A 13781-nucleotide genomic window follows, 5' to 3' on the forward strand; every position below is an offset into this window, starting at 1 on the left:
AATTTAAAAGTGCCGTCTTTACTCGTCGTCGTGTCCAAATGGGTCAATATCTTCACCAGGCATCCAGGTTAAGCCGGCAACATTCCAGCCATTAGCCTTAATAGCCTTCTTGGCGGCGCGCTTATTACGGCCAATGAGAGTATCGGTGTACACAAAGCCATCGAGGTGGCCAACTTCGTGCTGCAGACAGCGCGCGAAAAAGCCGGTGCCTTCAACCTCAACCTCTTCGCCCTTTTCATTCAGGCCCGTAACCTTGGCCCAGTCGGCGCGACCGGTTGGAAAACCTTCGCCCGGCACAGACAGGCAGCCTTCGTCGTCAGAGCCGTCATCGGCAGGCATGGTCTCTGGAATCTCAGAAGTTTCCAGCACCGGGTTGATAACGCAGCCCTTGTGCATGTGGCCGTCATCATCGGGGCAGTCATACACAAAAAGACGCTTGGCGATGCCAACCTGATTTGCCGCCAGTCCCACGCCGTGGGCAGCAGCCATGGTTTCATACATGTCTGCGATAAGTGTTTGTAATTCGGGGGAATCGATCGGCTCCGTGACCGGTTCAGTGGGATTATGAAGGACAGGGTCGCCGTGGATCACAATTGCGCGGATAGTCATGGAATACAGTTTAAGCATGACTAGCGCCAGCGACAGTAACGGGCATGAAGAATTAAGCCCCTTTGATCAGCAAATTTTGGATTTTGAGGCCCACGCGCCCAAAGCCATTGCGTTGAAAGAAAAAGCGATTCGCGCTGAGCTGGATATTTCGCCTGTGCGTTACCATCAGCGCCTCAACGTAATTGTGGAGCTGCCAGCGGCCTTGGCCTATAACCCGGTGTTGGTCAAAAGGCTGCTTAGAAAACGTGGAGAACGCGAAGAAATTCGGCGTGCCGCGCACGAAAACCCATCCTCCGACAACTAGTGTTACTGGTGTGACTAATGAGACTGTAGACAATTCAGGGAACGAAGCTAGCCAATCTGCTGGTGCAGGAGCTACCGCCACCACGTTGCCGCTGCGCGGTTTCGCGATGGTGCTCATCGCCGTTGCGGTCATGTTCGGCCTGTGGGCGCTATATGCCTTCACCCAAGATGACAGCTCTGAGCAAGCGGCTGAGCAAAGCAATGAATCCAGCGAGCAGGAACCAGGCACTGTTGGCGCCGATACCGCCGAGCAATCCACCGATATTCCAGGTGACGAAGCGGGCGATGTGCAGGCTGACGCTGATAATGACAACCCAGAAGCCAAACCTGAGCAAGATGACGCAGACCGTGCTGAAGCTGAAAAGGCCAAGGAGGCATCGACAGGCGATGGCGCACCCGCTGCCGCTCCTGCCGCCCCTGCTGCGCCGCTGAAGGTCAATGTCTTGAATAACTCGATGACCCAAGGCCTAGCTGCCGATGTCGCCGACCGCCTGCGCGCCGATGGCCGCGAGTTGGGCGAGGTAGGAAACTTCGCCGATGAAATCCTGCCCGAAACCACCGTATTTTTCCCCAAAGGCAATGCTGCTGCCGAACAAACCGCGCGCGAGCTCGCCGATCAATACCATGGCGTTGCCCGCGAGCACAGCAATATTTTGCCTGATAACACCCGCGACGGCGTGACCATTGTCTTAACTGACAACTAAAAATTAAAGAATGTAATCACGCCTGGCCTCATGTCGGTTGGGTACGATGGATTAGTGAGTAACACGGAATACGTCGAAGAAATCTTCGCCCGCTCCCCGCAGCCCACGCTGGGGGTTGAGTGGGAAGTCGCGCTTGTTGACCCCGTAACCCGTGACCTGGTGCCACGGGCATCAGAAATTGTGGATGCGGTCGCAGAAATAGCGCCCGAGATTCACCTCGAAAAAGAATTTCTGCAAAACACAGTTGAGCTGGTCACCGGCATTTGCAACACCGTTCCGGAAGCAATTGCTGAGCTCAACACTGGTATTCGCGCCGTGCAAGCCGCTGCGAAGCAACACGATATCCGTGTCTGGGGATCCGGCGGGCACCCCTTTTCGGATTTTCGGAAGAACCCGGTCTCGGAAAAAGAATCCTATTCTGAGATCATCAACCGCACTCAATACTGGGGGCAGCAGATGCTGCTGTGGGGAACGCATGTGCACGTGGGCATTTCCCATGAGGACCGCGTGTGGCCCATCATTAATGCTTTGATGACAAAGTACCCGCACTTGTTGGCGATTTCCGCGTGCTCGCCGGGCTGGGACGGTTTGGACACCGGCTACGCCTCCAACCGCACCATGCTGTACCAGCAGTTGCCAACAGCTGGCATGCCTTATCAATTCAAGGACTGGGCCGCGTGGCAGGACTACATGCGGGACCAGTCGATTTCCGGCGTTATCAACCACACCGGTTCCATGCACTTTGATATCCGCCCGGCCTCGAAGTGGGGCACCGTGGAAGTCCGCGTATCTGATGCTTCCTCGAACCTGCGGGAGCTCTCCGCCGTGGTGGCGCTAACCCACTGCCTGGTGGTGCACCATGACCGCATGATTGATGAGGGCAAACCGCTGCCTATTTTGCAGCAGTGGCACGTTGCGGAAAATAAGTGGCGCGGTGCCCGTTATGGCATGGATGCTTTGGTGATTACCTCGCGCGCTACCGATGAACGCTGGGTTAAAGACGAACTCGCCGACCTGGTCGAGGAGCTAACCCCGCTGGCGAAGGAACTCGGCTGCGCGCGGGAGCTGCAGCTGGTGCTGGAAATCATCGACCGCGGCGCCGGTTACGAACGCCAGCGCAAGCAATTCCAAGCCAGCGGCGATTGGGAGAGCGTTGTTGACATGACGTGCGATGAGCTAGACACTCTATTGCCGCTTGTCGATGAACCCTAAATCACCCGCCTGTGGATAACTTTGCCCGTTGCGTGATGTGTCATCGTAGTTATCCACAGGTTTTTGGCCTTGCCCTAGCGCGGGCTTGCGTTTGCGTTTTAGTGTCGAAGGCATGGATAAATACGAAGAATTTATGGCTCTCACCAGCCAAGCAATAGGCATCTTAAGAGACATGTCTAAACGCTCGCCGTATGACATGGCAAGCGATGGGATGGCTCGCAAGACTGCAAAAAGTTTCACCTCGCTGGCCGATGTTCTTTTCGGCCCCACCGACTCACCGCGGCTGCAACGCGAATCGGTAGCTCTCGCGGAAGAGCGGGGGTTAAGCCTTGAGTATTTAGAGATGGTGGAAAAGCACGCCAAGAAGTTGAAGAAGCGCGGTGCCGCCTGGCGCTTGCGTGCTGAACTTATCGCGTTTGAGGGCACCTTCGAAGAAGTCGAAGCTTACGCCAAGAAACGTGTCACGGAAGAAGGCGGCGACACCAAGAAGAAACCGGGCGTGAGTCTCGGCCGCGTCATTGACGGCCTGCGAACTATCAGCATCACCGATACCCAGCGCCGCATCACCGATTTAGAAAAGACCCTCGACGCCGCCATCACCGATGAAGACCAGCCGCGCTCCGAAGCATTGCTCGAGCCTTTCTGGGACTTAGTCGAGGGCAACGGCACCGGCCTTATCAAGCCCGAGTACCGCACGGTCATCGCCATTGGTCTCGACGATTTCGCGAAAGTCTCGTGCGGTAAAGGCAACGACGTCATCATCGGCCTTTCCGATGGCACGACCATGACTGGCGCAGAGTTCATCAACGCTGTGATGGAAGGTGCACTCGGCGATAAGCTCTACGTCGGACTCTTTCACCCGACCGCAGGCCCGGTCAATCTTTACGAAGCACGGTTCGCCTCCGACAAGCTGCGAACTTTAGCCATGGCGGAGAATCTCGTCTGTCCGTGGCAGGACTGCAATGTTCCGGCTGATAGGTGCCAGGTCCACCATATCGACGCCCACAAGAACGGTGGGCATACAAAGCCGTCGAACCTGACGATGCTCTGTAAGTACCACAACGGTGTGAATGATGATGACGGTCCAGCTTCGCCGAGCCGGAAGAAACGAGGCAAACCGAGTCGCGGGAGAATGCGACGCCACCGCGGCAAGGTCCGCCTGCACACGCCTGGTGGGAAGCTTGTGGGCAACACGCATGACTTGAGCAGCATGGGGGCGATGGACCTGATTTAAAACAGGGGCGATCCCCACAGCTAGCGAAAGCTAACTAGCCAACCGGGCTGGTTGGCCAATTAGGCGATCGCTTTTTCGGAAGGGCGCGTGCGGAGAAGGCCGGTGAGTGCGTAGCCAGCGATAAAAATTACGCCGGTGCCGGTAAAAGCTAGTGCGCCTAAGGTGCCAAAGTCATCGAGGTGCTGATAAGCCGTACCTTCCCAGGCCTGCTTGGCGACAAAGGGCAGCGCGAAGATAATCATCACCACGAATGAAACCAACCCCGCAACCTGTGCGCCGAGGATTCCAGGTAGGCGCTGGCCCAGCCACTGGTTGACAGTGAGCATGAGTGCGAGCAGCAGCGGAAGCACCCACACCCAGTGGTGATACCAGGAAAACGGCGAAATCAGACACGAAGAAATACCGGTCAGCGCCATGGCGATGGTGCTGTTGTGCTGCTTGCACGCAAGAGATACCGCGATGCAGGTTAGTGTGAAGACAATCACGATGGCAATAACCCACCAGAGGCCGCCTTCGATGTTGAATTCGCGCTCTAGAATCGAGCGGATTGATTGCGCCCCGGGATTTGTGTGATCGCCGACGCGCGAGGAATCAAAGATGGCGCGCTCCCAGAAATCCTGGGCATCGGGGATCGTGAGAAAGCCGATCCCCACGGTCAGTGCAAAAGTCACCACCGATATCCCTGCTGCCCACCAGCGACGCTGAAATAACAAGACCAAGCCCAAAAATGCAGGGGTCAGCTTTAGACCCGCGGCAAGGCCGATGCCGATGCCAGGCAGTCGCCGCTTGGGCAAGAAATCTAGGGCCACCAGGAGCATTAAGAAGATGTTGATCTGGCCGAAGAAAAGCGTGCCATGAAAAGGCGCGAGAGCTAGCGCTGCGGCGGTGAGCAGGAGAGATAGCAGCCAATTAGACGCGCGGTAGCCGTAGCCGCGCTCGCGGAAGACCAGCAAAAAGACAGTGAAAAGCGCGAGCGCCGTGCCTGCCTGCCACAGGATAACCAGCCAATTTTCGCTCAAATAACTCAGCGCCATAAAAATGGTGCCGGCGAAAGGCGGGTAGGTGAAAGGCAATTTACCGACGTAGGCTGCATCGTAAAGCTGCCCGCCCGCGGCAACATCTGTGCCTGCGGCCGCATAGATATAAAGGTCCAAAGGCACACGCCACGTCAAAGCGTGGCGGCCATCAAAGTGGAGAATCTGAAAGACTGCCCACGCCGCAAACGCGGCTAGGGCAAGGGCTAGGGAAGTGACTCCCCAGGTCTTTTTCACGCTTGGTATCTCTATCTACTCGTGTGGCAACAGTTGCATTAGAACTACACCAAGCGTACGCGCAGATTTTTATTTGCGCCGCATCTGCTTTGTTGCCGGCTGGTCATTGCGCGACATATCTTCATCGTCGGCATAGAGACCTTCGCGGCGCGAAATACGCGTCATGCGCTGGGCCGTGACCGGGCTGGTAGCCAAGGCAAAGACAACCAGCAAGAATAAAATGCCTAAGTCGCCGCGCTCAGCGACACCGAAAGACTCGGAGCCGGTCACGCGAATAGCTGCGCCCAGGATGGTGAAAATCAAGCCTACGGTCTGCGGCTTTGTGACAAAGTGAATGCGCGACATCGGGTCTTGGAAGCGCGCCACTCCAATCGCCGCGGATAACACCAGCAGCGCACCGGCGAAAATCAGGATGAGGGAAACAACATCGGCAAAAAGTGCGTAACTCATTAGTTATCCCTCTTCCTAAAGCGAGTGACAGAAACCGTGGAAATAAAGCCCAGCAGCGCAACCACCAGCATGGCATTAGTCACCGTGGTATCCAGCGTCCAGCAGATGTAGACGGCTACGGCACACTGGAACATCGCGATGAATCCGTCCATGCCCACCAGGCGGTCCATGGAGTTTGGGCCTTTGACAATGCGCCAGGTGGTGAGAAGGAAAGAGATAACAAACATCGCCGCGGCGATAGACAAAATCGTGTTATAAATTGCGGGATCCATTACTTGTGTTTCCCTTCGAAGATAGAAATCATGCGGCGCTCCAGGCTGACCAAGTTGGCAACTTCGCGGTCGATATCAGCTTGGGTGGTGGCGTCAAGAACGTGCACGGTGAGCATGCGGTTCGCGATATCAATTTCTGCGACCGTGCCTCCGGGCTGCAGGTTATACAAGACCACGGCGAAGCTTAAGACCAGCTCATTTTCAACGCGCATCGGCCCGCGCAAAATAGCGTTCTTAGGCTTTTCTCCGGGACGAATAGCAATCCAGCCGACCTTGACCGAAGCCCATAACAATTCACCGGTCCAGATGAACATGTATCGAATGAGCCGGCCCCAGGAGACGTTGAGCTCAGAAATCGGCATCGCCGGCAGCGGTAGGAAGAAGACAATGCCAAGGCCGACCAGCATGCCGCCGAAGACATTAGCCCAGGTGAACTCGCCCATCAGCAGGCACCACATGATGGTCAGCCACAGGATGAATGAGGGACGGAAACGATGCCGTGCGCCAGTTAAATACTTGTTCACTAGTTCTCCTCCCCAGCATCAGTTGCCGTATCCGCAAAAGAAGCGGAGCCATTAGCTGCCGGCTCAGGTTCTGGAAGCGGGTGGTTGCGGTTTTCAATCGAATCCCGGTCAAGATAACGATCCTGCGGGTCCAAGTGCCGGGTGGGATCATCTGCGTAATCGCCCAAGACGGCATCTTGATAAATCGACTGGTCTTGCGCCGACTCCGCTGAACGCGAGGCGACACCAGAGACAGGACCTGCAACAAAAGTAATGACAGTCGATGCCAGAACCAGCAAAGCAGTAGAACCAAACATGCCAAAAGGCAGGCGGCCAACATCGGCGCGTTCAGAGTAGGCGACTTCGTCGGTGACATCGGCAAGCGGTGCCGGACGAGCCAGGGCTACATGTCCTTCTGGGGCATCGGCGCGGTCGCGCAAGAAGCCCTTTGACCAGACCAAAACCATGACGTACAGGGTCAACAGCGAGGTGACCACGGCGCCGCCGATGAGAACCCAGGACATCCAGGTGCCATTATTAGCGCCGGCCTGCAGCAGCATAATCTTGCCCATAAAGCCGGAGAAAGGTGGAATGCCGCCTAGGTTCATCGCGGGGATGAAGTACAAGATGGCAATCACCGGCGCGGTGTAAAGCAAAGAACCCAAACGCCGCAGCGAGGAAGTGCCAGATTGCCTTTCGATGAGACCCACGACCAAAAACAGTGCGGTCTGCACCAAAATGTGGTGCACGGCGTAGAAGATGGCGCCGGAGAGCCCCTGCGCGGTACCGAGTGCGACACCGAAGATCATGTAACCGATGTGACTGACCAAGGTAAATGACAACAAACGCTTGATATCGGTCTGCGCCATCGCGCCTAAAATACCGACGATCATCGTCGCCAGTGCCACCCACATCAGGAGCCCATCAAGTGAGCCGTCCGTAAAGACAGCCGAGCGCATGCGGATGATGGAGTAGACGCCGACCTTGGTCAAAAGGCCTGCGAAGACTGCGGTAACCAGCGCGGGTGCGGTGGGGTAGGAGTCGGGCAGCCAGGCATCGAGTGGCACCACGGCAGCTTTGATACCGAAGGCAACCAGCAGCACGCCGAAAATTGCGGTGCGTGTGCCCTCGGGGATTTCTTGGATGCGAATACCGATTTGCGCCATGTTCACGGTGCCCACGGCGGCATAGGTCAGGCCGATGCCGAGCAGGAAGATCATGGAGGAGACCATGGAGACCATGACGTAGCCGACACCAGCGCGCACGCGGGCAGGTGAAGCGCCCAAGGTCAGCAGCACATAGGACGCCACCAAGAAGATTTCAAAGCCGACATACAGGTTGAACAAGTCGCCGGCGAGGAAGGAGACATTCACGCCCATCGTCAAAAGCATGTAGGTCGGCAAAAAGACCGTGACGGGTTCATCTTTACCGCCATCGCGCACACCTTGCGAAATGGCGTACCACATCACCGAAAAGAGCACGATGGAGGAGGTAAAGAGCATGACCGTGGACAAGCGGTCCGCGACCAAAGTAATACCAACCGGTGCATCCCAGCCGCCGACCTGCAGGGTTTGAATGCCGTCGATATCAGCTATCAACAACAAAGTCAGGCTGATGATTGACGAGAATGCCAGCATGAAGAAAGCCACCTGGGACTGCAAACGCTGAAAGCGTGCCAGCAGCAACGTCAGGGCTGCGCCCGCGACAGGAATCAAAACCGGCAGCGGGATGAGGAAGCTGGTGTAAGGAAGAAGCAGCTGTACAAAGGATGTAATCAAATCACTCATCCTTGACCCCCTTTACTGGTTCTTCGAAGAAGCGTGGGCCGAAGGTATCGCCTTGCTTGGTATCACGGCCGGTCGTCGGATCAGAAGAAGCATCCAAGTCAGGGGCCGCAGATGGGCGCGTAGCTATCGATGCCACCGCTACGTCATCCACATCATCTTCAATAACGTCATCGGTGCGGTAGCGGTACTGACGATAAGCAAGCGTCAAGATAAATGCTGTCAACGCCATGGAAATAACAATCGCCGTCAAAATCATCGCCTGCGCCAGCGGATCCGCGATCTCTTCGCCGTGCGGCTGGGAATCACGGCCCATAATCGGAGGTGATCCGGCATCGCCGCCAGCCTGAATGATAATCAGGTTGACGCCGTTACCGATGAGCAAGATACCCAGCAGCATTTTCGTCATGGCGCGATCGAGTACCAAGTAAACGCCCGCGGCCATCAAAGCCCCGGAAGCGAGAAGAAACATGAGGTTGGCTTCCATTTACTTCTCCTTTCCGTCATTATTGGTGTTTTGGGCATTTGGACTAGATGATGAATCTGGTCCTTCTTTGCGTGGCGGGACTTCGGTTGGCATATCTATTTCTGCTGTACCGGTTGTATCCGTTGGTGCCTCTGATGTTGAGGAGGAAGGCATAGGTGCCGTGGTGCGCGCGGTAGCTGCGGCTTTGACGCGTGCTTTGCGCTGACGGTTTTTCCGCGCCAGTGAACGTGCACGGTCACGGGCACGCTGCTTACGAATTTCTTCTTCCTCATCGAGCTTGCCGCCCAAGGAGTGCAGGATGTGCATCGTCAAGCCAATGACCACGAGGTATACGCCGAGGTCGAAGACCAACGCCGAAGGCAAGGAGACTGAACCGACCAGCGGGATATCAATCGTGTCGTAGGCAGAAGCCAGCGGTGGAAGACCCCAGAGCATGGGGCCAAGTGCTGCGGCAATCGCGAAGAAGAGGCCTGCGCCCATGATACGGCCGCCATCGATAGGCAATGCTTCTTCGAGCTCCGCGCGGCCACCGGCGAGGTAGCGCAAGATAAACGCCAAGGCTGCGACCAGGCCACCGGCGAAACCGCCGCCTGGGGCGTTGTGGCCGGTGAAGAAGAAGTACAGCGACAACGCAATCATCGATGGGAAAAGCACGCGCGTTGAAACATCAACCATCAGCGAGCGGTTGAGCTGCTGTTCGGTTTCCACGCCCGCTGCCAACCAGCGGCGTCCCGTGGCGCGCAGGGTAGGGCGGCGGGATTCGCGGGTAAAGGACTGCGTGCGGTAGATAAGCGAGGCAACACCGGTCGCAGCGATAACCAGCACGGTGATTTCACCGAAGGTATCCCACGCACGGATATCAACCAGAAGAACGTTGACGGCATTGGCGCCGTGACCGATCTCCTTGGCCAAATCCGGCATGTGAATGGAGATGGATTCTTCCGTGCGGGCATTGACGGCGAACATGGTCAAAATGACCGTGAGCAGGCCGACGCCAATTGCCAACCAGGCGCGCATGCGGTTGTGGCGGGGTTCGCCGCGCCACTCGGTGTTCGGGGGCATTTTGCGCAGAACCAGCATGAACAAGACCATGATGATGGTCTCGACCAGAAGCTGCGTGAGTGCCAAGTCCGGTGCGCCGTGCAGCGCGAAGATAAAGGATAGTCCGTAGCCGGTAATGCCGACGATGATGACGCCGGATAAACGGTTGTGCGTAATCGTGGAGCCCAGCGCCGCAGCGATGATGATAAACGCTGCGAAGAACTGCCACGGGTTTTCCGCGACAATCATGCGCACATTGGTGAGGTCACCGAATATGATGGCGAAAGTTGGCAGCAGGATTAGACACACGAAAATCGTGGTCAAGTTCAGCTGCAGCGAGCCACGCTGGGTATTTGCCGTAATGCGCAGCGAGAGATTACGCAGGCCAACCAGGACGGCATCATAAGCGTTATCCGCATTGCCCAGGGCAGCGTATTCGCCCTGAAAAGGCTTGAGCAGGTGACGCTGCCAGTGCAGCAAGCAACCAGCCAGGATGATGACGGCAGAAATGCCCAACGCCAGGTTGAACCCGTGCCACAGGGAAAGGTCAGAACCTTCAGCGCCGTAGAGACGGTTCAAATGCTGGTTGATGGGGTCGGACATGAACTTCGGGAAGAGTCCGAAAAACACCGTCAGCGCAGTCAGGACAGTGGGTGCAATCCACAAGATTGGTTCAATCTTGTGCATCTTCTCCACGGCTTCAGAGGTTGCGCCGTCCTTTGTTGCAAAAGCTCCCCACAAAAAGCGCAGGGCATAAGCCATGGTAAATACCGAGCCCAGGATGATTGCGATGAGCATCAAATTGCGCGGCATGCCAATCAGCAGTGGCTCATTCATGACCGAATCAATGACGGCTTCTTTGGTGACAAAACCGAACAGCGGCGGGATGCCAGCCATGGACAAAGCGGAAAGAATGGCCAGGCCAAAGATGAAAGGCTCTTTGCGCGCCAGGCCCGAAAGCTTGGGAATCTCACGCGTACCCGTGGCGTGGTCAATGGCGCCGACAATCATAAATAGCGTTGCCTTGAACAAGGAGTGCGCAAAGGTCAGCGCCAGCGCAGCCAGCATGGCCTCGCGTGAGCCGATGGCCATAATCGAGGTGATAAAGCCCAGCTGGGAGACAGTACCGTAAGCCAAGACCAGCTTGAGGTCGATCTGTTTCAGCGCCATCCAGCCGCCCATCAGCATGGTGGCTAAGCCAATGGGGATGACCACCAAGTGCCAGGCGGAAACGCCGTTAAATTCTGGGGCAAGACGCGCAACCAGGTAGATACCGGCCTTGACCATGGCGGCAGAGTGCAGGTATGCCGAGACCGGAGTCGGTGCGGCCATTGCGCCCGGAAGCCAGAAGTGGAACGGGATATTCGCGGACTTTGACAGCGCGCCAGCCAGAATCAGGCACAGCGCCACGGTGACATATGGGGTTTGTGCCCAGCCGTCGTAGCTGGTGATTTCGCTAAAGTGCCACACGCCAGTTTGACGGCCCAAGATGATGATGCCGACCAACATGGCCAGACCACCAGCGGCAGTGACCATCAGCGCCTGGGTGGCAGAGCGGCGCGAGGATGCGCGCTCACCGTAGTACGCCACCAGCAGGAAGGACAGCACCGAGGTGATTTCCCAGAAGACGTACATCAGCAGCAGGGAATCGGAGATGACCAGGCCATACATCGCGGTGGCAAAGCCGATCATTTCCGCACCGAAGAGGTTCAGGCGCCGGGGGACGGTATCAAAATAGCCCCAACAATAAACTAGGACCAGTGCGCCGACTCCTAAGATGATGAGGGAGAAAAGCGCGGCTAGGCCGTCGAGGCGAAAGTCTAGGTTGAGGTGCGCGGCCGGCATCCATTCGATGCTGGCTTTATGGTCTAAGTTGCCTTGGACCAGCTGTTGCACAACCCAGATAAAGCCTCCGGCTGGCACGAGCGCCAGGATTCCGAAGGCAGGCCGACCGAGCGTGTGGATCAAAAAAGGTGCACACAGCGTCGCGGCAATTAGAGCTAACAGCAATATCAGCACAGTATTCGGTGCTCTCCTACTTTAGTTAGCGAAGCAATAGAGCTCCTTAAAACGGACAGGGTAGGGGCCACCGGTTTTCCGTTTATCGACTTTCAACCCGCGCTGTCCCAGCGGCGGCAAAGCAAGCTTCTTTAAAAAGTGCTGTTTCACCTTGAATTACTGCAACATCTAAGGAATCACCAACATGGACTTGCGCATCTCGTGATGAGGGTTACTCAAAGAAACATGTTGAGGCGGCGTCGATAGAAAACGGCGCGGCCAACACAGCCAATAGTAGCGTGACGTGGGATATTTTGAAAGATAATTCAAAAATACACAGTATTATATGGAGCGGGTACGGACTTTCTGTCGATTAACAGTTGATGGGACTTATCTGTGACTGTGCTGTGCGCTGGTTCGTTGTGCACTTAGAGGGACTTTGTGGGGTGTAGAGCCAAGCTTTTCGATGTCCCATCCGCCGCTTTTGTAATCTTTACCACACTATGGGGTAGTGGGTGGCTAGTGAAAGCGCGTGAGGAATAAAGCTTCGGTTTGCACCATGTGTTCAATTTCTGCGGGGTCGACGGATTCTTGCGGGGAGTGGATGGCAGAGGTCAGGTCAGCTGCGCCGAAAAGAGCAATCTCTGAGTCGGGGAAAGCTTCGTGTAGCTCCACCGTCAAGGGGATGGAACCGCCGGTGCCGATTTCGTTGGCATCCATGCCGTAGGCATCGGACATGCACTCGCGCAAGAGGTTAAGAATCTCCCCATCTTCATCAGCGGCATAGGAGCGGTTGATGGCTAAGATTTCGGCACCGACCTGCGCGCCCCACGGCGTGTGCTTTTGCAGGTGCTCGATAAGCAGCTTGGCAGTTTTGGCAGTGGTGATGCGCTTGCCGGCGCTATTGCGCTGCCGGGGTGGGACACGCAGGTTCAAGTGCGCCTGAGCGGTGGCGGGGACGGCGTTGATGGCGTCTTCGACAGGCGTGGAAGAAAAACCGGTAATCGAGACCGCTGGGCGTGCCCAGATGAAACTGGCGATATCTCCTTCGGGCAATTCAGTGCCATCAAGCATGCCGGTATCTGCGCGGAATTTCTCTTCGGGGTATTCTTCACCGCTCCACTCGCCGGTGCAGTCCACGCCATCGATGACGCAGCGACCTTCTTCATCACGGACGGAATCGAGGGCGCGAATGAGTGCTGCGACGGCATCGACAGCAGCGCCGCCAAATTTGCCGGAGTGCACCGGTGCTTCCATGGTTTCGCAGTGCACGCGGATTTGCGCCGATCCGCGTTGTAAGGTGACTATCGATGGCACCCCAGGCTCCGTATTGCCGGTATCGACGACGAAGATTGCTTCAGCCTCGAAAAGTTCTGGGCGCTCTTCTAAAAGGTGCTTGAGGCCGAGCCCGCCGTTTTCTTCCGAGCCTTCAATGACGAATTTGATAGTCGGCAGGTTTGGTTCGTCTTTGATGAGACGCAGCACCTCGAGGTGCATGGCGATGTGCCCTTTGCAGTCCGCGGTCCCGCGCCCCCACCAACGCCCGTCTTTTTCGGTGATTTCTAAAGGCTCGTGGTCCCAGTCTTCGCGTGGGCCCAAAGGCACAATGTCATGGTGGGCATAGAGCAACACCGTGCGCTCATTGGCTGGGTCACCGGGAATCTCGCCGAGGATAGCTAGGGATTTATCAATCCCTTCAATGATCTGGGTTGTAGCCCCGACCTCTACAAACGCATCGTGCACCCACTGCGCGCATGCTTCATACTGCGCGCGCAGTGAGGAGTCGACATGCACCGACTCGAAGGCGACCATCTGTGAGAGGTCATCGAAGATACGTTTTCTGGAGGGGCTAAACATAAAAATAGCTTAGCCCCAATAAATGTGGCCAAGCTAGAAAGACCCTTATGCGTAGG

13 protein-coding genes are annotated in these 13781 nt (G+C 56.4%); 4 read left to right on the top strand and 9 right to left on the bottom strand.

Annotated elements, in window-relative coordinates; genetic code table 11:
* Positions 1–18 precede the first annotated feature (18 nt).
* Positions 19–609, bottom strand: a complete 591-nt coding sequence (locus C5Y44_RS08190) for a peptide deformylase (protein ID WP_105324592.1) — start codon at positions 607–609, stop codon at positions 19–21.
* A gap of 16 nt (positions 610–625) precedes the next feature.
* Between C5Y44_RS08190 and C5Y44_RS08195 the strand changes: the two genes are divergently transcribed.
* The 4 genes from C5Y44_RS08195 to C5Y44_RS08210 all read left to right on the top strand — a co-directional run bounded on the left by C5Y44_RS08195 (position 626) and on the right by C5Y44_RS08210 (position 4062).
* Entirely contained in the window at positions 626–913 is a 288-nt protein-coding gene (locus C5Y44_RS08195) for a DUF3263 domain-containing protein (RefSeq protein WP_105324481.1), read from the top strand.
* Between the two features lie 10 nt (positions 914–923).
* Positions 924–1616, top strand: coding sequence for a LytR C-terminal domain-containing protein (locus tag C5Y44_RS08200; protein WP_105324482.1), 693 nt, complete (start codon positions 924–926; stop codon positions 1614–1616).
* Between the two features lie 54 nt (positions 1617–1670).
* Positions 1671–2828: a glutamate--cysteine ligase gene (locus C5Y44_RS08205; protein WP_233189915.1), complete on the top strand. Its 1158-nt coding sequence runs from the start codon at positions 1671–1673 to the stop codon at positions 2826–2828.
* 112 nt (positions 2829–2940) lie between these two features.
* Complete coding sequence (locus C5Y44_RS08210; RefSeq protein ID WP_105324593.1) at positions 2941–4062, top strand: HNH endonuclease signature motif containing protein; 1122 nt, start codon at positions 2941–2943, stop codon at positions 4060–4062.
* Positions 4063–4121: 59 nt separating this feature from the next.
* On the opposite strand, the gene C5Y44_RS08215 is transcribed toward C5Y44_RS08210, so the two are convergent.
* The 8 genes from C5Y44_RS08215 to C5Y44_RS08250 form a co-directional block, all read right to left on the bottom strand.
* Positions 4122–5333 carry a glycosyltransferase 87 family protein gene (locus tag C5Y44_RS08215; RefSeq protein ID WP_105324484.1) on the bottom strand — a complete coding sequence of 404 codons (1212 nt, stop codon included), beginning with the start codon at positions 5331–5333 and terminating at the stop codon, positions 4122–4124.
* 69 nt (positions 5334–5402) lie between these two features.
* Positions 5403–5783 carry a monovalent cation/H(+) antiporter subunit G gene (locus C5Y44_RS08220; RefSeq protein ID WP_105324485.1) on the bottom strand — a complete coding sequence of 127 codons (381 nt, stop codon included), beginning with the start codon at positions 5781–5783 and terminating at the stop codon, positions 5403–5405.
* The gene (locus C5Y44_RS08225; RefSeq protein ID WP_105324486.1) at positions 5783–6055 is read right to left on the bottom strand and encodes a monovalent cation/H+ antiporter complex subunit F; all 273 of its coding nucleotides are present in this window, start codon (positions 6053–6055) and stop codon (positions 5783–5785) included. Before C5Y44_RS08225 ends, C5Y44_RS08220 begins: the two co-directional genes overlap by 1 nt.
* The gene (locus tag C5Y44_RS08230; RefSeq protein ID WP_105324487.1) at positions 6055–6579 is read right to left on the bottom strand and encodes a Na+/H+ antiporter subunit E; all 525 of its coding nucleotides are present in this window, start codon (positions 6577–6579) and stop codon (positions 6055–6057) included. Before C5Y44_RS08230 ends, C5Y44_RS08225 begins: the two co-directional genes overlap by 1 nt.
* Positions 6579–8345, bottom strand: a complete 1767-nt coding sequence (locus C5Y44_RS08235; protein WP_105324488.1) for a Na+/H+ antiporter subunit D — start codon at positions 8343–8345, stop codon at positions 6579–6581. The genes C5Y44_RS08230 and C5Y44_RS08235 overlap by 1 nt, the downstream gene beginning before the upstream one ends.
* A complete protein-coding gene (locus C5Y44_RS08240; RefSeq protein WP_066838692.1) occupies positions 8338–8829 on the bottom strand; it encodes a Na(+)/H(+) antiporter subunit C in 492 nt (163 codons plus the stop codon). Before C5Y44_RS08240 ends, C5Y44_RS08235 begins: the two co-directional genes overlap by 8 nt.
* A complete protein-coding gene (locus C5Y44_RS08245; protein WP_105324489.1) occupies positions 8830–11889 on the bottom strand; it encodes a Na+/H+ antiporter subunit A in 3060 nt (1019 codons plus the stop codon).
* Between the two features lie 498 nt (positions 11890–12387).
* Positions 12388–13725, bottom strand: a complete 1338-nt coding sequence (locus C5Y44_RS08250; RefSeq protein ID WP_105324490.1) for a M20/M25/M40 family metallo-hydrolase — start codon at positions 13723–13725, stop codon at positions 12388–12390.
* Positions 13726–13781 lie beyond the last annotated feature (56 nt).

The organism is Corynebacterium sp. J010B-136, assembly GCF_002967075.1.
GTDB lineage: Bacteria > Actinomycetota > Actinomycetes > Mycobacteriales > Mycobacteriaceae > Corynebacterium.

Excerpts from the sequence above, each read along its gene's own strand:
- C5Y44_RS08190 (WP_105324592.1), bottom strand. The coding sequence starts at position 609 with ATGACTATCCGCGCAATTGTGATCCACGGCGACCCTGTCCTTCATAAT.
- C5Y44_RS08195 (WP_105324481.1), top strand. The coding sequence starts at position 626 with ATGACTAGCGCCAGCGACAGTAACGGGCATGAAGAATTAAGCCCCTTT.
- C5Y44_RS08210 (WP_105324593.1), top strand. The coding sequence starts at position 2,941 with ATGGATAAATACGAAGAATTTATGGCTCTCACCAGCCAAGCAATAGGC.
- C5Y44_RS08220 (WP_105324485.1), bottom strand. The coding sequence starts at position 5,783 with ATGAGTTACGCACTTTTTGCCGATGTTGTTTCCCTCATCCTGATTTTC.
- C5Y44_RS08225 (WP_105324486.1), bottom strand. The coding sequence starts at position 6,055 with ATGGATCCCGCAATTTATAACACGATTTTGTCTATCGCCGCGGCGATG.
- C5Y44_RS08235 (WP_105324488.1), bottom strand. The coding sequence starts at position 8,345 with ATGAGTGATTTGATTACATCCTTTGTACAGCTGCTTCTTCCTTACACC.
- C5Y44_RS08240 (WP_066838692.1), bottom strand. The coding sequence starts at position 8,829 with ATGGAAGCCAACCTCATGTTTCTTCTCGCTTCCGGGGCTTTGATGGCC.
- C5Y44_RS08250 (WP_105324490.1), bottom strand. The coding sequence starts at position 13,725 with ATGTTTAGCCCCTCCAGAAAACGTATCTTCGATGACCTCTCACAGATG.